The organism is Rhabdonatronobacter sediminivivens (genome assembly GCF_013415485.1).
In the GTDB taxonomy this organism is placed as follows: domain Bacteria; phylum Pseudomonadota; class Alphaproteobacteria; order Rhodobacterales; family Rhodobacteraceae; genus Rhabdonatronobacter; species Rhabdonatronobacter sediminivivens.
In genome coordinates this window covers 19,060-41,242 of record NZ_JACBXS010000008.1, presented here as the reverse complement: position 1 = coordinate 41,242, position 22,183 = coordinate 19,060, and the positions used below count along the sequence as shown (strand labels likewise).

The window sequence follows — 22,183 nt, the reverse complement described above, 5'->3', positions numbered from 1 at the left end:
GGGGGTCAAGTCAAGGCGCGGCGATGCGCCATCAGCCGGGGATGGCGCCAGAGCACCTGGCTTGCGGGCGGGTCGGGCGCATCCAGCGCGCGCAGAAGCGCGGGCATGTTCATGCCGTCCAGGCTGGCAAAGGCGTCGAACAGCGCCTCGGCGCCTTCGGCACCAACGGGGATGGAGACCGGGACATCCTGCGCCTGCACCAGCAGCCATGCGCGGCCATGGTCGATCAGATGCAGCTCTTCCAGGTCCCGCAGGGCGACGAAACCGCCCTGGTGCGGGCCGAAATAGGAAATCTGCCCCTCGACCACCTGCACCAGCCCCGGCCCGGGCGTGGCACCGGCAAAGCGCACCCGGCGATAGCCGATCCAGCCGATGCCCAGTCCTGCCAGCACCACCAGACCGGCCAGCGCCTGGAAAAATCCCGCCCCGGCGGTGGCCAGCCACAGCAGGCCCGCCAGCGCCACCGCGGCACCGCTCAGGGCCTCGCGCCAGCGCCAGAGGGTTTCGCGCAGCTCAGGGCGGATCATGTCCAGTCTCCCAGATGGGCCTGCCACAGGGTCAGTGCCGCCACGGCAGCGGTATCGGCGCGCAGGATGCGCGGGCCCAGGCTGACAGGGTGCACATATGGCAGGGCCGCCAGCCGGGTACGTTCGGATTCGGCAAAGCCGCCTTCGGGGCCGATCAGCACGGCCCAGGCGCCATGGGGCAGCCCGCCCAGACCTGTGCCCTGCGCAAGCCCCTCATCCGCCCAGAGAATGCGGCGGCCATCATCCCAGCCTGCCAGCAGGCGGTCCAGACGTTCCAATGCGGCCACTTCGGGGACGAAGGTGGCACCGCATTGCTCGGCGGCCTCGACCGCATGGGCCTGCAGCCGATCCTGGCGGATGCGTTCGGAATTGGTAAACCGCGTCTGCACGGGGATGATCCGCGCCACCCCCAGTTCGGTGGCCTTTTCCACGATGAAATCGGTGCGCGCCTTCTTGATGGGTGCAAACAGCAGCCACAAATCCGGCGGGTCGTGCTGCGGCGCGATTTGTCGCACGCACTCCAGCGTGCCGCCACGTTTGTCCGCCTCGGCCACCCGGGTCAGCCAGGCGCCATCCAGACCGTTGAACACCGCCACGGCTTCACCCGGACCCAGCCGCATGACGTTGAACAGGTAATGCGCCTGATCGCGCGACAGCGCCAGCGGTTGCCCCGCCCCCAGCGGGTGCTTTACATAGAGCCGCACACGCGGGATGTCCGCTTCCACTTTCATGGGGCCGACCATATGACCGAGCCAGACGAAAGGCCAGAGCACCAGCGCGCTGGCGACACGGTGGCGGATGCGCCTGACGACAACTGGGTGGATACCCTGGCCCCGCCGCGCGCGCGTCCCTTTCTGCGGCTGTCGCGGGCGGACCGGCCTATCGGCACGTGGTTGCTGTTGCTGCCCTGCTGGTGGGGGGCGCTGCTGGGCGCGCTGGCGCTGCCCGAGCGCGCGGGCTGGCTGACCATCTGGATCCTTGTGGGCTGCGGCATCGGGGCGTTTGTCATGCGCGGGGCGGGCTGCACCTGGAATGACATCACCGACCGCAACATCGACGACAAGGTGGCGCGGACCCGCTCACGTCCAATCCCGGCGGGGCAGGTCACCGTGCGTGAGGCGTTGATCTGGATGGGCGCGCAATGCGGCATCGGCCTGCTGATCCTGCTGACCTTCAACTGGACGGCCATCGCGCTGGGGGTGCTGTCGCTGGGGCTGGTGGCGATCTATCCCTTTGCCAAGCGTTTTACCTGGTGGCCGCAGATCTTTCTGGGCCTGGCCTTCAACTGGGGCGCCCTGCTGGCCTGGACGGCGCAGACCGGATCCCTGGCCCTGCCGGCGGTGTTCCTGTACATGGCCGGTATCTGCTGGACCATCTTCTATGACACCATCTATGCCCATCAGGACAAGGAAGACGACGCGCTGATCGGCGTCAAATCCACGGCGCTTCTGTTCGGGGACAACACCATGACCTGGCTGCGCGGGTTCCTGGTGGCCACCGTGGTGCTGATGTCGCTGGCGGTGATCTATGCGCTGGCGCCGCTGGCAAACCCGTTGAAGATGTCGCTGGGGCTGGCGGCGGCCTGGGCTATGGGCTGGCACATGAACTGGCAACTGGGCAAGCTGGATATCGATGACCCGGACATCTGCCTGTCGACCTTTCGCTCCAACCGCGATGCCGGGCTGATTGTTGCGCTGTTTCTGGCCATTACACATTTCGTTTGATTGCAGCCCCCCGGCCCAGCGGATAGGAGGCACAGGACCATCCACAGGGGACGTTCGGGATGAAGCCTTCGCGTAATGCGGTTATTGCCATCGTGGCCTTTGTCGGCGCTGCGGTGCTGGCGGTAGGGGTGGCCGTTGCCTCGGTCAGTCTGATCGAGCGTCAGACCCGCGCCGAGATCGAATCGCGCCTGACGGCCGAAGGGCTGACCTGGGTCGAGGTCGGGATCGATGGCCTTCTGGTGACCCTGCGCGGACAAGGCCCGTCCGAGGCAGCCCGTTTCCGCGCACTGAGCCTGGCTGGCGCCGTGGTGGATGGCACCCGCATCCTGGACGAGATCGACGTCGCCCCGGGGATGGAGATCGAACCGCCCCGGTTCCAGATGGAGCTTTTGCGCAACCGCGACGATATCTCGATCATCGGGCTGGTGCCGACGGTCTATGACCCGGAAACGGTTGTGACGCGGCTGTCAGCGCTGGGTGACTCCGTCACCGTGACCGAAATGCTGGAAACCGCCGACCACCCGCTGCCCGATGGCTGGAGCCGCGCCGTCAGCTTTGCGCTGGACTCGCTGCGGGTCATGCCGGTCAGCAAGGTGTCGATCTCGGCCAACCGGGTGGAAATCGCGGCCCTGGCCGACAGCGCCCAGCACCGCCGTGAGATGGAAACCCGGTTGCGGCAGGGGCGCCCCTCGGGGCTGACCCTGGTGCTGGACATCACTGCGCCGCGCCCTGTGATCACGCCATTCACGCTGCGCTTCACGATCGAAGACGCCCGCCCGCGGTTCGATGCCTGCTCCGCCGGGTCCGAGGCTGCCCGTGACGAGATCATTGCCGCTGCCCGCGCAGTCGGAATGGAGAGCGCGATCAACTGCACCCTGGGCATGGGATCGCCCACCCCGCGCTGGGCAGAGGCCGCCGCGCAGTCCGTCACGGCGCTGGGCACGCTGGGCGCAGGGTCGATCACCCTGTCGGACACCGATATCTCGCTGGTGGTGCCGCATGATGTCTCGCAATCCGCCTTTGACCGCGTTGTGGGAGAGCTGGAAGGGGCGCTGCCGGATGTGTTCTCGCTGGAATCGGTGCGGTTGGACGCCCCCGAGGACGAGCCCGAATCCGCCGATGAACCGGTGGAATTCGTGGCTGCGCTGACCTCGGACGGAATGGTGCAGCTGCGCGGGCGGCTGACCGATGAGCGCATGCGCGATGCCGTCCATGCCTTTGCCCGCGCGCGCTTCGGGTCGCAGGCGGTGCAGATGGCGGCACGGCTGGACCCGGCGCTGCCCGAGGGCTGGCCGCTCAAGGCGCTGAGCGCGCTGGAGGCGCTGGCCGAGCTGGACAACGGCACCGTCACCGTGCGGCCGGACCGGATCGAACTGCGCGGCGTCAGCGGCAACGAGGACAGCAGCGACATGGTCTCGCGCATCCTGTCGGAAAAGCTGGGGCAGGGGGCGGATTTCCGGGTGAATGTCACTTATGATGAACGGCTGGACCCGGCGTCGCAGATCCCCACGCCCGAACGCTGCGAAGGCTGGATCCGCGAGATCCTTGCCGAGCGCCAGATCACCTTTGACCCCGGTGCGGCGCGAATCGATTCGGGGACGGGCGCCACGCTGGACCAGATCGCCGAGGTCATGCGCGAATGCGGCGCGCTGGAAATGGAGATCGGCGGGCATACTGACAGCCAGGGCAGCGCCGAGGGCAACATGCGCCTGAGCCAGCGCCGGGCCGAGGCCGTGCTGGATGCGCTGCTGGCGCGGCAGGTGCTGGTGTCCGGGCTGGTGGCGCAGGGCTATGGCGAAGAGCGCCCCATCGCCGACAACGCCACCGCCGAGGGGCGCGAGGCCAACCGCCGCATCGAATTCCGCCTGCTGAGCACAATTGCGGCAGAACCCGTCATCCCCACCGAACGCGACCCCGAGCTTGAGGCGCAGCTGGAAATTCGTGTAACCGAAGGCGCGGGCGAGGCCCCGCGCCCGGCGCCGCGCCCGGCGCGCGACTGAGGCGCCCGCGCGCAGGCAGGACAGAAGGACCGTCAGATCAATGAACCGCACCGAATTCGTCATTGTCACGGCGCTGATTCTGTTCGTGGCCTTTGCGCTGGGTTGGTTTGCCTATTGGCTGCTCCACCGGTTCACCGCTGTCAGCCATGCCGACATGGGCGAACTGGACCGCATGGCGCAGGAGCTGCAGGAGGCCGAGGATATCCGCGATCAGGCGATTTCCTATATCGAAGCCCGCGAATACGAGCTGACGCAGAAACTGACCCAGACCGAGGCCGAACTGCAGGCCGCCATGGACGGTTTGCGCGCGGCCCGCGGCGAAATCGAATATCTGCGCCGGCAGCTCGATCAATCCTGACAGGGGCCTCAGGCCCAGGCTCACGGCGTCTGGGCGCTGGTGTTCAGCATGTCGAACTGGCTGCGCGCAATGGCCAGAAGCACCGATTGCAGCCGCCGCGTGCGTTGCGAAAGCAGCATCGCCGCATGAACCGGCTGTCCCAGCACGGGGGCATCAGGGACTGGCTGCGCCACCCCTTCGGCCTGCAACCTGTGGGCCATGGCGCCCGGCAGATAGGCGCTGCCGCCGACCGCACGCAACAGGCTGGCCACCGCCGGGGCATGGCCGCTGGCCAGCGGCGCATCCTCCAGACCTGGCAGCGCCTGCCGATGCGCCGCTGCAAAGGCCGGGGCGACATTGCCGCGGATGTAGCGGTCTGGCGTGACCTCGGCCAGCCGTGCGGCGCAGGTGCTCATCATCTGATAGCGCAGTTCGCCCAGCCCCACGAAATGCAGGTCCGGCAGGGGGCGCGGCGTGAACATCACCGCAAAATCCAGCGTGCCGGTCTCGATGTTGGCGCACATCTGCGGTGAATAATCCAGCTCCACATAGACCGCCGTTTCGGGCAGCCTGGAGCGAAAGGCCAGCAGCCAGTTGCCCAATGCATCGCCCACCAGATCATGCTGGAAACCCAGATGCACGGTCAGGGCCTGCGCCCCGGACCCACGCGCCTGGCGGCAGGCGCCTTGCCAGACGCGGCGCAGGGCGCGGGCTTCGGGGATGAAGCGCAGCCCGGCGGTGGTGGGCCGGGTCCCTGCGCGTGAGCGTGTCAGCAGCCGCGCGCCGACGGTCTCTTCCAGCGCCTTGATCCGGGCGGATACCGTGGATTGGCCCACACCCAGCCGCTCGGCGCTGCGGTGAAAGCTGCCACTGTCGATCAGGTCCAGAAACGTGTCGATCCAGTCCATCTGCATCCGGGGCGCTCCGAGGTTTGATCGGTTATATCGATCAATAGCATCGGCCTGGCCGAATTGAAAATCCCTCAGGCGCGCCAGATACTGACAGATGATCGCAGGGCGCGGCCATTGGGGTGCCGCCCGCACCGGCAGAAGGAATGCGCCATGGAGGATGCCCCCGAACATGCAGAGGCCGTGATGGCGAAACGCGCGCCGCGCAGCGGCGGCCGGGCGGCGCGTGTGGCCGCGCGCGCCGCACCGCTGGACAAGGCCGTGCGCCCGGTCCGCCCCGGGATGGAGGGCGGACAGTACCGCCCCCTGGCCGATGCCGATGTGCTGCGCATTCACAACGCTGCACTGGATGCGCTGGAAACCATCGGTCTGGCGGATGCGCCGCCTTCGGGGGTGCTGGCGATGACAGCGGCGGGGGCGGTGCAGGGCGATGACGGGCGGTTGCGCTTTTCACGCACCCTGGTCGAGGACATGCTGGCCCTTGCCGCGCGCGACCTGACACTCTGCGCCCGCGATCCTGATCATGACCTGACATTGTCCGGCGCCCGGGTCCATTATGGCACCGCCGGGGCTGCGGTGCATGTGGTGGACCCTGAAACCGGCGATTACCGCGATTCCACAGCGCAGGACCTCTATGACGCAGCGCGTCTGGCGCAGCATCTGGATAACCTGCATTTCTTTCAGCGGGTCATGGTCTGCCGCGATATCGCCGACAATTTCGAGATGGATCTGAACACGCTCTACGCCTGTGTCGCGGGCACCAGGAAGCATGTGGGCACGTCATTTTCGGACCCGGCGCATGTGGCCGGCTGCATGGATCTGCTGCATCGGATCGCCGGAGGGGAGGACGCCTGGCGCGCGCGGCCGTTTGTATCCAACAGCAATTGTTTCGTTGTCCCGCCCATGAAATTCGCCACCGAAAGCTGCGAGACGATGGAACATTGCATCCGTGCGGGAATGCCGGTGCTGCTGCTGTCGGCGGGGCAGGCGGGGGCGACGGCACCGGCGCCGATCGCGCTGGCCATCGTGCAGGCGGTGGCGGAATGCCTGGCCGGGGTGGTCTATGTCAACAGCGTCCGGCCCGGGGCGCCCGCGATCTTTGGCACCTGGCCCTTTGTTTCGGACCTGCGCACCGGGGCCATGTCCGGGGGCAGCGCGGAACAGGCGCTGCTGAGCGCGGGCTGCGCGCAGATGCACCGATTCTATGGCCTGCCGGGTGGGGCCGCCGCGGGAATGGCCGATTCGAAACTGCCGGACATGCAGGCCGGATGGGAGCAGGCGACCTCGAACGTGCTTGCGGGGTTGGCGGGGTTGAACATGGTTTATGAATCGGTGGGGATGCATGCCTCACTTCTGGGGTTCTGCCCGGAATCGATGGTGCTGGGCGATGACCTGCTGGGGCAGGCGCTGCGCTGTGTGCGCGGGATCGATGTGAGCGATGAGTCGGTCTCGCTTGAAGCAATGCGCGCGGTCTGTCTGGACGGACCAGGGCATTACCTGGGCTCGGACCAGACCTTGAAGCTGATGCAGAGCGAATACCTGTATCCGGCGCTGTCAAACCGCATGAGCCCGCGCGAATGGGAAGAGGCCGGCCGCCCGGATCTGGTGGGCAATGCGCGCACCCGGATGCAGCGCATCCTGTCGCAGGCGGGTTGCACCATTGCCCCGGATCTGGACCGCGCGATCCGCGCCGAATTCCCGATCCGCTTCCGCTCCTGATGGCACACTTGCCGCCCTGACCGCCCGAGGCGCAAAAATCTTGCGCAGATGCGAAAGAATATTGCGCAATCTGGGTCCAGCGCCTACATGAGGGCAGTCACGAGGGAGCGCAAACATTCATGCCCGGAGCGAAACTGGATCCGATCGACCGCAAGATACTGGCCGAGTTGCAGGCGGACGGCCGGATGACCAATGTCGAATTGGCCAAACGCGTGGGTATTTCGGCGCCGCCCTGCCTGCGGCGCGTGCGCACGCTGGAGGAATCCGGCTTCATCTCAGGCTATCACGCACGCGTCAACGAGCGTGAACTGGGCTTCGAGGTCCAGGTCTTTGCCATGGTCGGTCTGCATTCGCAGGCCGAGGTTGATTTGTCTGCCTTTGAGCAGCGGTGCCGCGACTGGCCACTGGTGCGCGAATGCCACATGCTCAATGGCGAAATCGATTTTATCCTGAAATGCGTGGCGCCGGATCTGTCGACCTTTCAGCGCTTTCTGACCGAGGAACTGACGGCTGCAGAGAATGTGGCCAGCGTCAAGACATCGCTGGTGATCCGCTGTGCCAAGGATGAACCCGGCGTGCCCTTCGACGTTCTGGAAGACCGCTACGCCCGCCTGGGCTGACCGGCCCCATCTGCCGTGATTTTGGCGACTTGCGGTCAGGGGAAGCCCCCCGCGGGCCTGGCCCAATCCTGTGCAAGATGTCCAAAAGGCACATCAGGGCAGGCCAAGGCGCCAGCCGCGCAGGAGCGGTCTGGCCAGGGCCGGGGTTCCGGCAAACCGCATCATTCAAACGAAAAAGGGCGACGGATGACCGTCGCCCTTCATTCATGTGTTGCAGCGCTTATCAGCGTGCGGCCACAGCAGCGGCCAGAACGACCAGCAGCATGATCGGCACAACGATGCCAGCTGCGGTCGAGCGGGTGTCTTCCACGATCACTTCCGGCTCGATCACGGGCTCGGCGTATTTGCTGGTGCCGTGGCTGCCAGCGAAGGACGAGGTAGCTGCCATGGAAAGGGCTGCCGCCAGTGCGATTTTTTTCATTTCAACCTCCAGTATTTGCCCGTGTGCAGGTCTCACACGCGCACCCAAGACGATAAGTCGTCTCTTTTCTCAAACACCTTGTCAGGCGGATTGCAACGCCTCACGCCGTGTTCACGAGTCAGTTTGGCTGGTCGTCGTCAATTTGGCAACACCCCTCATGCGGCGGAGTGTGTCGCCGACAGGTAAACCTGAAAGATCAAGGCCTATCGTGTCGCATAACTGTCGCTCTTGAGCATCATCACGATCTCTTGGGTTTGAATCCGTGCGACGGAATGGATAAGACGCAGCGATGAACTCTGGGGGATGGCAGATGCGGCGATATGCGATTGCTTCCATGGTCGCGGTTGTGGCGCTGGCGGCTTGTGAAACCACGACGACGCCCATGCGGACGGGGCCCGATGGGCGCCCGGTGCCGGCGGTCTATCGGATTTCGGATGCGGATGCGCCCCGTGTGCAGACGCGCATGCGTGACGGTATCAACACGCTGCGCCAGCAAAACGGGCTGCAACCGGTGGAGCTGAACGCGCAACTGACCTCGGCCGCGGCCACCCATGCCAGCGACATGTCGTTTCAGAGCCGCCCGTGGCACTGGGGCTCGGACGGGTCCAGCCCCATGCAGCGCACCCGCCGTGCGGGCTATAGCGGCGTTTTCGTCGGCGAGATGGTGTCCGAGACCTTCGAGACCGAGACCGAGACGCTGAACGCCTGGATGCAGGAGCGCGAGACCCGCTCGGTCGTCCTGGACCCGCGGGCGCGGGATCTGGGCGTGGCCTGGCATCAGGATGACAACGGCAAGCTGTGGTGGGCGGTGGTCATGGGTGCGCCTGGCCTTGACACGCCGGTTCCGGTTCCGGACCTGGAACTTGCCGCCAACTGACGGCGGGCCGGATTTGCCGGGTCTGCCCTCTGGACGCTGTTTCGGCTGCGGCCTATAACGCGGCCCATGCCCTGGCAGGACGATATGGATATGCGAATTACCGGCCCGGTGCTCTGACCTCTCAGGGCGCCGGGATATTGCATGTGCCGCCATCTCCATGCACCACCGTCTGAAACCTTGCCCCTGACAGAAAGCACCCTTTGCCATGAGCGCCGATCAGCCTGATTTCAAGGACACGCTGTTCCTGCCCGAAACCGACTTCCCCATGCGTGCGGGCTTGCCGCTGCGCGAGCCCGAGTGGCTGGCCCGTTGGGAACGCCTGCGCATCTATGACCGTCTGCGTGAAACTGGTTCCGGGCGTCCGCCGTTCGTGCTGCATGACGGCCCGCCCTATGCGAATGGGCATCTGCATATCGGGCATGCGCTGAACAAGGTGCTCAAGGACTTCGTGGTCCGTTCGGCGCAGATGCGCGGCCATGATGCGCGTTATGTGCCGGGCTGGGATTGCCACGGCCTGCCGATCGAATGGAAGATCGAGGAGCAGTATCGCGCCAAGGGGCTGGACAAGGACGCGGTGGATATCGTCGATTTCCGACAGGAATGCCGCCGCTTCGCCGAGGGCTGGATTGATGTGCAGCGCGAGGAGTTCAAGCGGCTGGGGATCACCGGCAAGTGGGATGACCCCTATCTGACCATGGATTACCACGCCGAGGCGGTGATCGCCGGGGAGTTCATGAAATTCCTGATGAACGGCACGCTCTATCAGGGGTCGAAGCCCGTGATGTGGTCGCCGGTGGAAAAGACCGCCCTGGCCGAGGCCGAGGTGGAGTATCATGAGCATACGTCGCATCAGGTGTGGGTGAAGTTCCCCGTCACGGCTTTCGGGGATGCAGCGTCGGATTTGAGTATTTCCAGCAAGAAAATGGGGCTGTCGGTGGTGATCTGGACCACGACGCCCTGGACTATCCCGCAGAACCGTGCGGTCTGTTTCGGGCCTGAACTGGCCTACGGGCTTTATGAGGTCACCGAAGTGGCCGAGGGCGCCAAGGAGGTGCCCGGCGGGCTGGTGCTGGTGGCGGATGCCCTGGCGGAGAGCGTCTTTGCGGCGGCGAAGGTCGTGGCAGAGCGGCGGCGCGATGTCACGGCCGCAGAGCTGGCAGCACTGGTGCTGGCGCACCCGCTGCGCGGCGTTGACGGGGCTGCGGGCGAATGGGATTTCGACGTCCCCATGCTGCCCGGCGATCATGTCACCGATGATGCGGGCACGGGATTCGTGCACACCGCGCCCAGCCATGGTGATGACGATTACCAGATCGGGTTGAAGCATGGCCTGCCCATGACCTACAACGTGCTGGAGGATGGCAGCTACCGCGCCGATCTGCCGCTTTTCGGGGGTGAGGTGATCATCCGGCCCGATGGCAAGGAGGGCGGCGCCAATGTGGCCGTCATCAAGCAACTGGCCTGGGCGGGGGCGCTGTTTGCCAAGGGCAAGATGCGCCATTCCTATCCGCATAGCTGGCGGTCGAAAGCGCCGCTGATCTATCGCAACACCGCGCAGTGGTTCGCGGCCATCGACAAGCCGCTGGATGACGGGATGGGCGCGCATGGCAACACCATCCGCGCCCGCGCGCTGGAATCCATCGACCGGCTGGTGAAATGGACCCCGCAGACCGGGCGCAACCGGCTGTATTCGATGATCGAGGCGCGGCCCGATTGGGTGCTCTCGCGTCAGCGGGCCTGGGGGGTGCCGCTCACCTGCTTCGTGCGCAAGGGCGCCAAGCCCGAGGACCCGGACTTCCTGCTGCGCGACCCGGAGGTGAACGCGCGGATCGTCGCCGCCTTCGAGGCCGAGGGCGCCGATGTCTGGTATGTGCAAGGATTCAAGGAGCGTATCCTTGATGGGCTGCATGATGCGGACGCCTATGAACAGGTTTTTGACATTCTGGATGTGTGGTTCGACAGCGGCTCCACCCATGCTTTCGTGCTGCGTGACCGCGCGGACGGGGCCGAGGACGGGATCGCCGATCTGTATCTGGAGGGGACCGACCAGCACCGGGGGTGGTTCCATTCCTCGATGCTGCAAGCCTGTGCGACCAAGGGGCGCGCGCCCTATCGCGGGGTGCTGACCCACGGCTTTACCCTGGACGAAAAGGGCATGAAAATGTCCAAGTCCCTGGGCAATACGATCGGGCCGCAGGAGGTGATCGACCAGTATGGCGCCGATATCCTGCGCCTGTGGGTGGCGCAGTCGGATTTCACGGTGGACCAGCGGATCGGGGACAAGATCCTGAAGGGCGTGGCCGACAGCTACCGGCGTTTGCGCAACACGCTGCGCTTCATGCTGGCCAATCTGGAAGGCTGGGACGAGGCCGAGCGTGTGGACCCCGCCGACATGCCTGAACTTGAACGCTGGGTGCTGCACCGGTTGGCGGCTCTGGACGGGCAGGTGCGCGAGGGCTACGCGGCCCATGACTTCCAGGGCGTCTTTCAGAAGCTCTTTACCTTTGCGACCTCGGACCTGTCGGCGTTTTATTTCGATGTGCGCAAGGACGCGCTGTATTGCGACCCTGCGGACAGCCTGCGGCGGCGCGCGGCGCGGACGGTGCTGGATGCGTTGTTCCACCGGCTGACCACATGGCTGGCGCCGATCCTGGTGTTTACCATGGAGGATGTGTGGCTCTCGCGCTTCCCGGGGGAGGAGTCCTCGGTCCATCTGCAGGATTTTCCGGCGACCCCGGCGGGGTGGGAGAATGGCGCGCTGGCTGGCAAGTGGTTCGGCATCCGCGCTGTGCGCCGGGTGGTCACCGCAGCGCTGGAAGTGCAGCGCCGCGAGAAGGTGATCGGCGCCAGTCTTGAAGCTGCTCCGGTGGTGCATGTGCAGGACGCCAACCTGCGCGCGGTCCTGGAGAGCCTGGATTTTGCCGATCTGTGCATCACCTCGAACATTGTGCTGAGCAGCGACCCGGCCCCCGAGGGCGCCTTTACCCTGCCCGAGGTCGATGGCGTTGCCGTCGTCTTTGCCCGGGCCGAGGGCGCGAAATGTCAGCGCTGCTGGAAGGTCCTGCCCGATGTCGGACATCATGCGCATCCGGGCACCTGTCAGCGCTGTAGCGATGCCTTGATGCGGCTGGGCTGGGGTGTTGCTGTCGGGGGTTGATGTCGCACACTCCGAAATTACATGCGAATAGATGAATGTAATTGCGGAGCACGTGCGATGAAATTGAGGGTGCTGAACGGCCTGATCATGGGAACGATGATGTCCGTCATCATGTCGGGCATCATCACGGCGGTGAATACCGGGCTGGGAACGGGTTACATGGGGCGTTGGCTCGGTGCCTGGGCGGTGGCCTGGGTGATTGCGGTGCCGCTGGCCATGTTCGTGGGTCCTCTGGCCCGTGGATGGGCCGAAAGACTGGCCACGCGCTGATGCGCGGACGTGCAGCCCCGGGCGCCGAATTGTGACAATTCCGACAAATGCGCCAAGTTGTGCTTGCGTGTGCCGCATCAGCTTGGCAGCATCAATACAGGGACTGCATCAGGGAGACATGCTTGGGAATTAGTGCGCTGACCCCCCCGCCAGAGCCGGAAGGCAGCATCGAAACCCGTCTGGAATTCGAAGACAACCGCTTGTTGATCGACCTTTGCGGTGAATTCGACCGGAACCTGACCCAGCTTGAAAGCCATCTGGGCATCCAGATCATCCGCAGGGGCAATGAACTTGTGTTGATCGGGCCTGCCGAAAGCCGCGCGGTAGCGGCCGAGGTTCTGACCGCCATGTATGCCATGTTGCAGCAGGGCAGGGCAGTTGACCATGCCGACATCGCCGCGCTGATCCGGCTGGGGGCTTCGGCCCCCGAGGAGGGGGGGCAGGAACAGCTGGAAATGTTCCGCACCGGTCATATGGAAATCCGCACCCGCAAGAAGACCATCAGCCCGCGCACCAAGGCCCAGCAGGCCTATACCCGCGCGTTGATGGAGAAGGAGCTGAATTTCGGCATCGGCCCCGCGGGCACCGGCAAGACCTATATCGCCGTGGCCGTCGCCGTGCACATGTTCATCGAGGGGCATGTGGACAAGATCATCCTCTCACGCCCGGCGGTCGAGGCCGGGGAGCGGCTGGGCTTCCTGCCCGGCGACATGAAGGAGAAGATCGACCCTTACATGCAGCCGCTTTATGACGCGCTGAACGATTTCCTGCCCGGCAAGCAACTGGCCAAGCTGATGGAGGAGCGGCGGATCGAGATTGCGCCGCTGGCCTTCATGCGCGGGCGGACGCTGTCCAATGCTTTCGTGGTGCTGGACGAGGCGCAGAACGCCACCGAAATGCAGATGAAGATGTTCCTGACCCGGCTGGGCGAGGGCTCGCGCATGGCGATCACGGGTGATCGCAGCCAGGTGGACCTGCCGCGCGGGGTGCAATCGGGGCTGCGGGCCGCGGAGCGGATCCTCGATGGGGTCGAAGGCATCCGCTTCAGCTATTTCACCGCCGCCGATGTGGTGCGCCACCCGCTTGTTGCGCGAATCATCAAGGCCTATGAGGCGGATGAGGGCAGCAGTGGCTGAGCCTCTTGTGGCGCTGATGATCGATGATCCGCGCTGGGAGGGGGATGATCTGGCGCCCGTGGTCGCCAGGGCCGCCCGGGCCACGCTGGCGCATCTGGGTCACGCAACCAGCGGCTATGAAATCGTCCTGCTGGCCTGCAATGATGCCCGGATCGCCGCCCTGAACGCCGATTTCAGGGGCAAGCCCGCGCCCACCAATGTCCTGAGCTGGCCGGAATGGGATCTGGCCGCCGAGGAAGACGGCGGCCTCCCCGCACCGCCGCCGGACCCGCAGCCGGAAGAGCCGGAGCCGCTGGGCAATATCGCGCTGGCCTACGAGACCTGCAAACGTGAAGCCGAAGAACAGGGCAAGCGGTTTGACGCACATGTGGCCCATCTGGTCACACATTCCGTGCTGCATCTGCTGGGATATGACCATATCCGTGACAAAGATGCCGCGTTGATGGAAAATACCGAAGCAGAGATACTTGCCAGCATCGGGGTGGCGAACCCATATGAAGCCGGGGCAGAGGCCCCCTGATGACCATGGAAAGGACCAATGGGCGACACCACGGACGGATCTAGCGCAGCGCAAGGCGCGCTTGAAGATCCCAGGGAAGCAGAGCAGCGCGGCTTTTTCGGCCGATTATTTGGCGCTTTGACCCCCGAAGACGAAGATGACGACACTGCTGGAACCATGCTGAAGGGCGCCTTGCCCGGGCTGGCCAATCTGCGCAAGCTGCGCGTGGATGATGTTTCGATCCCCAAGGCCGAAATCGCCGCCGTGCCGTTGGATGTGGCGCGCGATGAGCTGGTGCGCGTGTTCCGCGAAAGCGGCTTCTCGCGCCTGCCGGTGTATCTGGACACGCTGGACCGCCCGCTGGGCATGTTGCACCTGAAGGATCTGGCGCTGACCTACGGGTTCAACGGCAACAGCCATGATATCGATCTGGAGCCGTTGCTGCGCCCGGTGCTGTTTGTCCCGCCCTCGATGCCGCTGGCGGTCTTGTTGCAGAAGATGCAGTCCGAACGCCGCCACATGGCGCTGGTGATCGATGAGTTCGGCGGCGTGGACGGGCTGCTGACCATCGAGGATCTGGTCGAGCAGGTGGTGGGCGAGATCGAGGATGAGCATGACACCGACGAGGAAGCGCCCTTCACCCAGGAGCGCCCCGGCATCTGGTTGGCCGAAGCCCGCACCCCGCTGGAGGAATTCGAGTCCGAAATCGGCATGAAACTGGCCGAGGCCGAGGATACCGAGGAGGTCGACACTCTGGGCGGTCTGGTCTTCATGTTGGCCGAACGGGTCCCGGCGCGGTCCGAGGTGATCGACCACCCCGATGGTGTCTCGTTCGAGGTGATCGACGCCGATGCCCGGCGGATCAAGCGGTTGCGCGTCAGGCTGCCCTCGGCGCAGGCGGCAAGCTGACGGGATGCGTCTGCGCAGGCGTATGGCCGGGGCGCTGCGGCGCGGGGCGCCCTTCGCGGCGGTGGGGGCGGTCATGGCCACGGGGCAGGCGCCGCTGGACTGGTGGTGGGCCACGCTTCTGGGCTTTGGTGTGTTGCTGTGGCTGCTGCCGGCGGCCCGGGCGCCCCGGGTGCTGGCCGCGCGGCTCTTTGCCACCGGCTGCGGGTTTTTCGCGGTCTCGCTGAACTGGATTATTCATCCCTTCATGGTGGAACCCCATATCCACGGCTGGATGGCGCCTTTTGCGTTGCTGGCGATGGCGGCGGGGATGGCGCTGTTCTGGGCCCTGGCCGGGGCCGTGGCGGCTTGGCTGAACCCGGGCCGCTGGTGCCCCCTGGCGCTGGCGGTGACCATGACGGCCGCGGAGATGCTGCGCGGATGGCTGTTCGGGGGCTTTCCCTGGGCGATGGTCGGACATGCCTTCATCGATACCCCCGTTGCCCAGTTGGCAGCCCTGGCCGGGGCGCCGGGGTTGAGCTTGCTGATCCTGACCCTCGCCGCCTTGCCGTTTCTGGCGCAGGGGCAGGCCGTGCGTGCGGCGCTTGCCGCCGCTGGCGTGGTGCTGCTTTCGGCGGGCTGGTTCTGGGGGCAGGCGCGGCTGGCACAGCCCTTGCCCGCCCCGCAGATCGCGCTGGACCTGCGCGTGGTGCAGGTCAACGCGCCGCAGCATCTGAAATGGCACCCGGATTACCGCTGGCATTTCTTCCAGCGCCATCTGGAGATGACCGCGGCCATTCCCGCCCCGGGCGATCCGGCGCCGGATCTGGTCATCTGGCCTGAAACCTCGGTTCCGTTCCTGCTGAACAACCCCGGTGCCGGGCTGGACAGCATCGCCGCTGCATCGGGCGATGCCCATGTGGCGCTGGGCGTGCAGCGGTTCGACAATGGCGGCTTCTTCAACAGCCTGGCGCTGCTGGACCCGGATGGCGCCGTGACCGAGATCTATGACAAGCACCATCTGGTGCCCTTTGGCGAATACATACCCCTGGCCGAGGCGCTTCTGGGACGCGGCTATGGGGGCTTTGCCTCGCAGATTCTGGCCGGCTACAGCGCGGGCGCTGGGCCGGAAACGCTGGATTGGGGCCGCTTTGGCCGGGTCCTGCCGACCATTTGCTACGAATCGATCTTCGCCCGCCACCACCGCCTTGCGCCGCGGCCGGACTGGATCTTGCAAGTGACCAACGACGCCTGGTTCGGAAACTGGTCAGGGCCGCATCAGCATCTGGCGCAGGGACGGCTGCGCGCGGTGGAAACCGGCCTGCCCATGGTGCGCGCCGCCAACACGGGCATTTCCGCCGTGATCGACGCCCGTGGCGGGATCATCGCATCGCTGCCGCTGAACCAGCCCGGTGTTCTGGATGCGGCGCTGCCCGGGGCGCTGCCGCCGCCGCCCTATGCGCGCCTGGGCGATACGCCCATGGCGCTGGTGCTGGCGCTCTTGGCACTGGCCATCGGGCTGGGCGGGCGCCGCATGTCACGGCACCCGCAGGATTAGGTCACAGGATTAGGTCAGGCGCCTGCGTCCAGCGCGGCGATGATGGCGTCACCCATCTCGGTGGTGGACACAAACCCGCCCCCGTCAGGCCCCAGCAAATCGGCCGTACGCAGCCCATCGGCCAGCACCTTCTCCACGGCGGCCTCCAGCCGGTCGGCCTCGGCCCCCTTGTCGAAGCTGTAGCGCAGCGCCATGGCGAAGCTCAGGATACAGGCGATCGGGTTCGCCTTGCCCTGCCCGGCAATATCGGGGGCCGAGCCATGCACCGGCTCATAGAGCGCCTTTGGCCGCCCGTTCGCCATCGGCGCCCCCAGAGAGGCCGAAGGCAGCATGCCGAGGCTGCCGGTCAGCATTGCCGCTGCATCCGACAGCAGGTCCCCGAACAGGTTGTCGGTGACGATCACGTCGAACTGCTTGGGCCAGCGGCACAGCTGCATGGCGCCGGCATCGGCATACATATGCGACAGCTCCACATCCGGATATTCCTCGTCTTGGACCTTCTGGACAACCTCGCGCCACAAGATCCCGGATTCCATGACATTGGCCTTTTCCATGGAACAGACCTTGTTCCCGCGCTTGCGCGCCAGCTCAAAGGCCGAGCGTGCCACCCGCGCGATCTCGGATTCCGTATAGCGCTGGGTATTGATCCCCACGCGCTCATTGCCCTCCATGACAATCCCGCGCGGCTCGCCGAAATAGATCCCCGAGGTCAGCTCGCGCACGATGACGATATCCAGCCCCGCAACGACCTCGCGCTTCAGGCTGGAGAAATCGGCCAGCGCGTCGAAGCACTGCGCCGGGCGCAGGTTGGAATAGAGGTCCATCTCCTTGCGCAGGCGCAGCAGCCCGCGCTCCGGCTTCACGCTGAAATCCAGCTCGTCGTATTTCGGCCCGCCCACGGCGCCCAGCAACACCGCATCGGCGGCTTGCGCGCGCTCCATGGTTTCGTCACTCAGGGGCGTGCCATGGGCGTCATAGGCCGCGCCCCCCACCAGATCCTCGGTCACGTCAAAGGCCAGCCCGCGCCTGGCGCCGAACCAGTCGATGACCTTGCGCACCTCGGTCATGACTTCGGGGCCGATACCATCGCCGGGCAGGATCAGGATCGAGGGATTGGACATGGGGCGCGCTCCTTCGCTATGTGACGCGCAATCGCTAGTGCCTGCTTGCCGCCCCGTCAAGCGCACCTCGCCCGCCCGTTCCGCAGCGCCGACCCGCGCGCCCGCGCGCGCGGGCCCGGCCCAACGCCGGGCTGCGCGGCTTGCCGCGCTGATCCGGGGGCGGGAGCGCCCCGCCCGGGACATGCGCCCAAGGTCGCATTGGCGGACCCCCGTCCGCCGTGGTTTCATGCGCCAACAGGAACAGGGAGGAATGCATGGGCAAGGTAACCATGACCGTCAACGGCCGCCAGATGACGGCCGAGGCCGAAGGCCGCACATTGCTGTCCACATGGCTGCGCGAGGGGCTGGGCCTCACCGGCACGCATGTGGGCTGCGATACCTCGCAATGCGGGGCCTGCGTGGTGCATGTGGACGGCCAGCCGGTGAAAAGCTGCACCGCCCTGGCCATGGATCTGGACGGGGCCGAGGTCCGCACCATCGAGGGCATGGCCAATGCCGATGGCAGCCTCAGCGCCATCCAGCAGGCGTTCCAGGACCATCACGGCCTGCAATGCGGCTTCTGCACCCCGGGCATGGTCATGGCCGCCGCCGCGCTGCTGAAGGAAAACCCAAAACCGACCGAGGCCGAGGTGCGACACTACCTCGAAGGCAACATCTGCCGCTGCACGGGCTACCATAACATCGTCAAGGCGGTGCTGGCGGCGTCAGGCCAGGATGTCAGCGGGCTTGGGATCGCCGCCGAATAAGCGCGGCACCGAATTTTTCAGGGAGGACAACATGCCAAAGGACGGCATCGGCGCCAGCACCAAGCGGCGCGAAGACCTGCGGTTTCTGACCGGCAACGGCAAGTATACCGATGACATCAACCTGCGTGGGCAGGCCTTCGTGCATTTCCTGCGCTCGGACGTGGCCCATGGGCGGATCAACGGCATCGACACCACGGTAGCCGCGGACATGCCCGGCGTCCTGCGTATCTTCACGGCGGCCGATTTCGAAAGCGCGGGCGGGCTGCCCTGCGGCTGGCAGGTCACCGACAAGCATGGCCAGCCGATGCAGGAACCCAAACACCCCATCCTGGCCGAGGGCAAGGTCCGCCATGTGGGCGACCCCATCGCCGCCGTGGTGGCCGAAACGGCGGAACAGGCCCGCGACGCCGCCGAGGCGATCGAGGTGGACATCGAAGAACTGCCCGCCGTCATCGACATGAAGGCCGCCCTCGCCGAAGGCGCGCCCAAGGTGCATGACGAGCTGACCTCGAACCTCTGCTATGACTGGGGCTTTGTCGAGGAGAACAAGGCCGCCGTGGATGAGGCTTTCGACAAGGCCGCCCATGTGGTCAGCCTGGAACTGGTGAACAACCGCCTTGTCGCCAACCCCATGGAGCCGCGCGTCGCCGTGGGCGATTATGACCCCTGGGGCGATCAGAGCACGCTTTACACCACCAGCCAGAACCCCCACGTCATCCGGCTGCTGATGGGGGCCTTTGTCCTCAACATCCCCGAACACAAGCTGCGCGTGGTGGCCCCGGATGTGGGCGGCGGCTTCGGGTCGAAAATCTATCACTACGCCGAAGAAGCCTTCTGCACCTTCGCCGCTCGCGCCCTAAAGCGCCCGGTGAAATGGACCTGCTCGCGCTCCGAAGCGTTCATTTCGGATGCCCAGGGCCGCGACCACCGCACCAAGATGGAACTGGCGCTGGATGCCGATCACAATTTCACCGCCATCCGGACCGAGACCTACGCCAATATGGGCGCCTATCTCAGCACGTTTGCGCCCTCGATCCCCACCTGGCTGCACGGGACGTTGATGGCGGGCAACTACCGCACGCCGCTGATCTATGTGAATGTCAAGGCCGTGTTCACCAATACCGTGCCGGTGGACGCCTATCGCGGCGCCGGCCGGCCCGAGGCCACCTATCAGCTGGAGCGGATCATCGACAAGGCCGCGCGTGACCTGGGCGTGGACCCCATCGCACTGCGCCGCCAGAACTTCATCAAGCCGGACCAGTATCCGTATCAGACGCCCGTGGCCGTGGTCTATGACACCGGCAACTACGACGCCACCATGGACAAGCTGCTGGAGATCACCGACCACGCCGGTTTCGCCGCCCGGGCCGCGGAGTCAGCAAACCGCGGCAAGCTGCGCGGCTTTGGCGTGGCCAGCTATATCGAGGCTTGCGGCATCGCGCCCTCGAACCTCGTTGGCCAACTGGGCGCCCGCGCGGGGCTTTACGAATCCGCCACCATCCGCGTGAATGCCACCGGATCGATCAGTGTCTATACCGGCAGCCACAGCCACGGACAGGGGCACGAAACCACATTCGCCCAGGTGGTGGCCGACATGATCGGGGTCGATGCCTCGACCATCGAAATCCACCACGGCGATACCTCGAACTCCCCCATGGGCATGGGCACCTATGGCTCGCGCAGTCTCGCTGTCGGTGGCTCGGCCATTGTGCGCGCCACGAACAAGGTGGTGGACAAGGCCAAGAAGATCGCCGCCCACCTGCTGGAATGCGCCCCCGAGGATATTGAGCTGAAGGACGGCAAATTCTCGGTCGCAGGCACCGATAAATCCGTGGACTGGTCTGGGGTGACGCTGGCCGCCTATGTCCCCCACAACTACCCGCTGGAGGATCTGGAACCGGGGCTGGAGGAAACCGCCTTCTACGACCCCTCGAACTTCACCTACCCCGCCGGCGCCTATGGCTGTGAGGTCGAGATCGACCCCGAAACCGGCAAGGTCGATATCGTGGGCTTCGCCGCCGCCGATGATTTCGGCAATGTGGTCAACCCCATGATCGTCGAAGGCCAGGTCCATGGCGGGCTGGCCCAGGGGATCGGCCAGGCGCTGATGGAGAACTGCGTGTTCGATGACAGCGGGCAGCTTCTGTCAGGCTCCTTCATGGATTACGCCATGCCCCGCGCCGATGACTTCCCCGGCTTCAAGGTGGACCATAGCTGCAACACGCCCTGCACCCATAACCCGCTGGGCGTGAAAGGCTGCGGCGAGGCGGGAGCCATCGGCTCGCCGCCCGCGGTGGTCAATGCGGTGATCGACGCGCTGCACCGTGCCGGGCACACGCATGTCAGCCATATCGACATGCCCCTGACGCCGTCGCGCGTCTGGGCGGCCATGCAGAAATAAGGGGACACGGCCATGTATGACTTCGATTTCGTGAAACCCGGCTCCATCGACGGGGCGGTCAAGGCGCTGGCGGCCGAGGATGCGATCCCGCTGGCAGGCGGGCAGACGCTGCTGCCCTCGATGAAACAGCGGCTCAACGCGCCCTCGGTCATGGTCAGCCTGCGCGGCATACCTGAGTTGCAGGGCGTCTGCCGTGACGGCGATGTGCTGGTGGTCGGCGCGGCCACCACCCATGCCCGCGTGGCGACCGAGGCGGCGGCGGAGTATCCCGGCCTTGCGGCGCTGGCGGGGCAGATCGGCGACCCGGCGGTGCGCGCGATGGGCACCATCGGCGGGTCGCTGGCGAATAACGACCCCTCGGCCTGCTATCCGGCGGGGGTGCTGGGCTCTGGCGCCACCATCGTCACCAACGCCCGAGAGATCGCGGCGGATGACTTCTTTGACGGCATGTTCGCCACCGCGCTGGAGGAGGGCGAGATCATCACCTCGGTCCGCTTCCCCATCCCGCAAAAGGCCGCCTATGCCAAGTTCCACCAGCCGGCGTCACGCTTTGCGCTGGCGGCGGCGTTCGTGGCGCGGTTCGCGGGGACGGTGCGGGTGGCGATCACCGGCGCCTCCGAAGGCGGCGTCTTCCGCTGGACCGAGGCCGAGGCCGCCCTGAAGGAGAGCTTCACCCCCGAGGCGCTCTCCGGCCTCACCCTCCCGGCCGAGGGCATGATCGGAGACCTCCACGGCACCCCGGACTACCGCGCCCACCTGGCCGCAGTGATGACCCGCCGCGCGGTGGCCGCGGCGGGGTGAGCGGGGGTGCAGTGAGGTGAAAACGCGCGTCGCCCGTCCCCCCGTGGGCTGCTGAAACTGGTGGCGACGCGTCGCAAGCTGCTGGACGACTTGCGCAGCAAGGGTGACGCGCGCGACCGCGTGCTGATTGCCAAGCAGGGCATCCGCCGCTGAGGGCTGGCCCGATTTCGCTTCCCGGACGCCCGCCGCACGGCGGGCGTTCTGCGTTTGGGGGGGCAGGTGTCGGAGACCGCGCGCATCAGGCGCCGACAGGGGACGCAACACCCCCCCATGACGCACCACCGCACCAACCGTCCCGCCCGGCGGCAACGCCGGGCAGCGCCTGCCATTCCGGGGGCTTACGCCGCGCCACTGGCGCGACGCTCCCCCTCCATCCCGGCAGGCGCTTCGGAGCTTACAACATGTTGTAACGCAGACTATTGTTTAAACGTCGCCTCGGTAGCGACACGGTCAGTGCTCTTGATCGAGCCATACGC

The 22,183-nt window shown here is 66.0% G+C and carries 20 protein-coding genes and 1 pseudogene; 16 read left to right on the top strand and 5 right to left on the bottom strand.

From position 1 onward, the window contains the following. Positions 1-5: 5 nt before the first annotated feature. Both HUK65_RS05480 and HUK65_RS05475 read right to left on the bottom strand, forming a co-directional pair. A complete protein-coding gene (locus HUK65_RS05480) occupies positions 6-527 on the bottom strand; it encodes a hypothetical protein (RefSeq protein WP_179905138.1) in 522 nt (173 codons plus the stop codon). Further along, positions 524-1,258 (bottom strand): 16S rRNA (uracil(1498)-N(3))-methyltransferase, encoded by a 735-nt coding sequence (locus HUK65_RS05475; protein ID WP_179905137.1) that lies wholly within the window; start codon positions 1,256-1,258, stop codon positions 524-526. The genes HUK65_RS05480 and HUK65_RS05475 overlap by 4 nt, the downstream gene beginning before the upstream one ends. Positions 1,259-1,270: 12 nt before the next feature. On the opposite strand from HUK65_RS05475, the gene ubiA reads away from it, so the two are divergent. The 3 genes from ubiA to HUK65_RS05460 are packed head-to-tail and all read left to right on the top strand — an operon-like array spanning position 1,271 to position 4,609. Next, the gene (ubiA, locus tag HUK65_RS05470) at positions 1,271-2,251 is read left to right on the top strand and encodes a 4-hydroxybenzoate octaprenyltransferase (RefSeq protein ID WP_179905136.1); all 981 of its coding nucleotides are present in this window, start codon (positions 1,271-1,273) and stop codon (positions 2,249-2,251) included. A gap of 59 nt (positions 2,252-2,310) precedes the next feature. Next, positions 2,311-4,251, top strand: coding sequence for an OmpA family protein (locus HUK65_RS05465; RefSeq protein ID WP_179905135.1), 1,941 nt, complete (start codon positions 2,311-2,313; stop codon positions 4,249-4,251). Positions 4,252-4,291: 40 nt separating this feature from the next. Next, entirely contained in the window at positions 4,292-4,609 is a 318-nt protein-coding gene (locus HUK65_RS05460; RefSeq protein ID WP_179905134.1) for a hypothetical protein, read from the top strand. Between the two features lie 20 nt (positions 4,610-4,629). Here the strand turns inward: HUK65_RS05460 and HUK65_RS05455 are convergent, their stop codons facing one another. Then, positions 4,630-5,502: a LysR family transcriptional regulator gene (locus HUK65_RS05455; protein ID WP_179905133.1), complete on the bottom strand. Its 873-nt coding sequence runs from the start codon at positions 5,500-5,502 to the stop codon at positions 4,630-4,632. 147 nt (positions 5,503-5,649) lie between these two features. Between HUK65_RS05455 and HUK65_RS05450 the strand changes: the two genes are divergently transcribed. Together HUK65_RS05450 and HUK65_RS05445 are read left to right on the top strand one after the other, a co-directional pair. Then, on the top strand, positions 5,650-7,215 hold the full coding sequence (locus HUK65_RS05450) for a trimethylamine methyltransferase family protein (RefSeq protein WP_179905132.1): 1,566 nt from the start codon (positions 5,650-5,652) through the stop codon (positions 7,213-7,215). A gap of 119 nt (positions 7,216-7,334) precedes the next feature. Then, positions 7,335-7,835 (top strand): Lrp/AsnC family transcriptional regulator, encoded by a 501-nt coding sequence (locus HUK65_RS05445; RefSeq protein ID WP_179905131.1) that lies wholly within the window; start codon positions 7,335-7,337, stop codon positions 7,833-7,835. Positions 7,836-8,058: 223 nt separating this feature from the next. Here HUK65_RS05445 and HUK65_RS05440 read toward each other — a convergent pair whose 3' ends face one another. Next, positions 8,059-8,256 carry a hypothetical protein gene (locus tag HUK65_RS05440; protein ID WP_179905130.1) on the bottom strand — a complete coding sequence of 66 codons (198 nt, stop codon included), beginning with the start codon at positions 8,254-8,256 and terminating at the stop codon, positions 8,059-8,061. Between the two features lie 334 nt (positions 8,257-8,590). Here HUK65_RS05440 and dalA point away from each other — a divergent pair, with 334 nt between their 5' ends. The 7 genes from dalA to lnt all read left to right on the top strand — a co-directional run bounded on the left by dalA (position 8,591) and on the right by lnt (position 16,638). Next, the gene (dalA, locus tag HUK65_RS05435) at positions 8,591-9,133 is read left to right on the top strand and encodes a divisome-associated lipoprotein DalA (RefSeq protein ID WP_235441784.1); all 543 of its coding nucleotides are present in this window, start codon (positions 8,591-8,593) and stop codon (positions 9,131-9,133) included. A 205-nt stretch (positions 9,134-9,338) separates the two neighbouring features. Then, on the top strand, positions 9,339-12,290 hold the full coding sequence (ileS, locus tag HUK65_RS05430; RefSeq protein ID WP_179905128.1) for an isoleucine--tRNA ligase: 2,952 nt from the start codon (positions 9,339-9,341) through the stop codon (positions 12,288-12,290). A gap of 57 nt (positions 12,291-12,347) precedes the next feature. After that, positions 12,348-12,560: a DUF2798 domain-containing protein gene (locus tag HUK65_RS05425; RefSeq protein WP_179905127.1), complete on the top strand. Its 213-nt coding sequence runs from the start codon at positions 12,348-12,350 to the stop codon at positions 12,558-12,560. Positions 12,561-12,682: 122 nt separating this feature from the next. Beyond that, a complete protein-coding gene (locus tag HUK65_RS05420) occupies positions 12,683-13,696 on the top strand; it encodes a PhoH family protein (RefSeq protein WP_235441783.1) in 1,014 nt (337 codons plus the stop codon). Between the two features lie 16 nt (positions 13,697-13,712). After that, positions 13,713-14,216: an rRNA maturation RNase YbeY gene (gene ybeY, locus HUK65_RS05415; RefSeq protein ID WP_179905227.1), complete on the top strand. Its 504-nt coding sequence runs from the start codon at positions 13,713-13,715 to the stop codon at positions 14,214-14,216. An 18-nt stretch (positions 14,217-14,234) separates the two neighbouring features. Then, positions 14,235-15,104 carry a hemolysin family protein gene (locus HUK65_RS05410; protein ID WP_179905125.1) on the top strand — a complete coding sequence of 290 codons (870 nt, stop codon included), beginning with the start codon at positions 14,235-14,237 and terminating at the stop codon, positions 15,102-15,104. A gap of 4 nt (positions 15,105-15,108) precedes the next feature. After that, a complete protein-coding gene (gene lnt / locus HUK65_RS05405; RefSeq protein WP_235441782.1) occupies positions 15,109-16,638 on the top strand; it encodes an apolipoprotein N-acyltransferase in 1,530 nt (509 codons plus the stop codon). A 14-nt stretch (positions 16,639-16,652) separates the two neighbouring features. Here the strand turns inward: lnt and leuB are convergent, their stop codons facing one another. Next, positions 16,653-17,759 (bottom strand): 3-isopropylmalate dehydrogenase, encoded by a 1,107-nt coding sequence (gene leuB, locus HUK65_RS05400; RefSeq protein WP_179905124.1) that lies wholly within the window; start codon positions 17,757-17,759, stop codon positions 16,653-16,655. Positions 17,760-18,013: 254 nt separating this feature from the next. Here leuB and HUK65_RS05395 point away from each other — a divergent pair, with 254 nt between their 5' ends. The 4 genes and pseudogenes from HUK65_RS05395 to HUK65_RS18655 all read left to right on the top strand — a co-directional run. Continuing rightward, positions 18,014-18,505 (top strand): (2Fe-2S)-binding protein, encoded by a 492-nt coding sequence (locus HUK65_RS05395; RefSeq protein WP_179905123.1) that lies wholly within the window; start codon positions 18,014-18,016, stop codon positions 18,503-18,505. Positions 18,506-18,536: 31 nt separating this feature from the next. Continuing rightward, positions 18,537-20,906 (top strand): xanthine dehydrogenase family protein molybdopterin-binding subunit, encoded by a 2,370-nt coding sequence (locus tag HUK65_RS05390; RefSeq protein WP_179905122.1) that lies wholly within the window; start codon positions 18,537-18,539, stop codon positions 20,904-20,906. A 12-nt stretch (positions 20,907-20,918) separates the two neighbouring features. Then, on the top strand, positions 20,919-21,707 hold the full coding sequence (locus HUK65_RS05385) for an FAD binding domain-containing protein (RefSeq protein ID WP_179905121.1): 789 nt from the start codon (positions 20,919-20,921) through the stop codon (positions 21,705-21,707). A gap of 42 nt (positions 21,708-21,749) precedes the next feature. After that, a pseudogene (locus tag HUK65_RS18655) lies at positions 21,750-21,860 on the top strand (30S ribosomal protein S15); the annotation flags it as partial. Positions 21,861-22,183: the final 323 nt, after the last annotated feature.

What these genes read in the sequence shown, in the direction of transcription:
- HUK65_RS05480 (WP_179905138.1), bottom strand. Translation starts at nt 527, where the DNA reads ATGATCCGCCCTGAGCTGCGCGAAACCCTCTGGCGCTGGCGCGAGGCC.
- HUK65_RS05475 (WP_179905137.1), bottom strand. Translation starts at nt 1,258, where the DNA reads ATGAAAGTGGAAGCGGACATCCCGCGTGTGCGGCTCTATGTAAAGCAC.
- ubiA (WP_179905136.1), top strand. Translation starts at nt 1,271, where the DNA reads ATGACCGAGCCAGACGAAAGGCCAGAGCACCAGCGCGCTGGCGACACG.
- HUK65_RS05465 (WP_179905135.1), top strand. Translation starts at nt 2,311, where the DNA reads ATGAAGCCTTCGCGTAATGCGGTTATTGCCATCGTGGCCTTTGTCGGC.
- HUK65_RS05460 (WP_179905134.1), top strand. Translation starts at nt 4,292, where the DNA reads ATGAACCGCACCGAATTCGTCATTGTCACGGCGCTGATTCTGTTCGTG.
- HUK65_RS05455 (WP_179905133.1), bottom strand. Translation starts at nt 5,502, where the DNA reads ATGCAGATGGACTGGATCGACACGTTTCTGGACCTGATCGACAGTGGC.
- HUK65_RS05450 (WP_179905132.1), top strand. Translation starts at nt 5,650, where the DNA reads ATGGAGGATGCCCCCGAACATGCAGAGGCCGTGATGGCGAAACGCGCG.
- HUK65_RS05445 (WP_179905131.1), top strand. Translation starts at nt 7,335, where the DNA reads ATGCCCGGAGCGAAACTGGATCCGATCGACCGCAAGATACTGGCCGAG.
- HUK65_RS05440 (WP_179905130.1), bottom strand. Translation starts at nt 8,256, where the DNA reads ATGAAAAAAATCGCACTGGCGGCAGCCCTTTCCATGGCAGCTACCTCG.
- dalA (WP_235441784.1), top strand. Translation starts at nt 8,591, where the DNA reads ATGGTCGCGGTTGTGGCGCTGGCGGCTTGTGAAACCACGACGACGCCC.
- ileS (WP_179905128.1), top strand. Translation starts at nt 9,339, where the DNA reads ATGAGCGCCGATCAGCCTGATTTCAAGGACACGCTGTTCCTGCCCGAA.
- HUK65_RS05425 (WP_179905127.1), top strand. Translation starts at nt 12,348, where the DNA reads ATGAAATTGAGGGTGCTGAACGGCCTGATCATGGGAACGATGATGTCC.
- ybeY (WP_179905227.1), top strand. Translation starts at nt 13,713, where the DNA reads ATGATCGATGATCCGCGCTGGGAGGGGGATGATCTGGCGCCCGTGGTC.
- HUK65_RS05410 (WP_179905125.1), top strand. Translation starts at nt 14,235, where the DNA reads ATGGGCGACACCACGGACGGATCTAGCGCAGCGCAAGGCGCGCTTGAA.
- lnt (WP_235441782.1), top strand. Translation starts at nt 15,109, where the DNA reads ATGCGTCTGCGCAGGCGTATGGCCGGGGCGCTGCGGCGCGGGGCGCCC.
- leuB (WP_179905124.1), bottom strand. Translation starts at nt 17,759, where the DNA reads ATGTCCAATCCCTCGATCCTGATCCTGCCCGGCGATGGTATCGGCCCC.
- HUK65_RS05395 (WP_179905123.1), top strand. Translation starts at nt 18,014, where the DNA reads ATGGGCAAGGTAACCATGACCGTCAACGGCCGCCAGATGACGGCCGAG.
- HUK65_RS05390 (WP_179905122.1), top strand. Translation starts at nt 18,537, where the DNA reads ATGCCAAAGGACGGCATCGGCGCCAGCACCAAGCGGCGCGAAGACCTG.
- HUK65_RS05385 (WP_179905121.1), top strand. Translation starts at nt 20,919, where the DNA reads ATGTATGACTTCGATTTCGTGAAACCCGGCTCCATCGACGGGGCGGTC.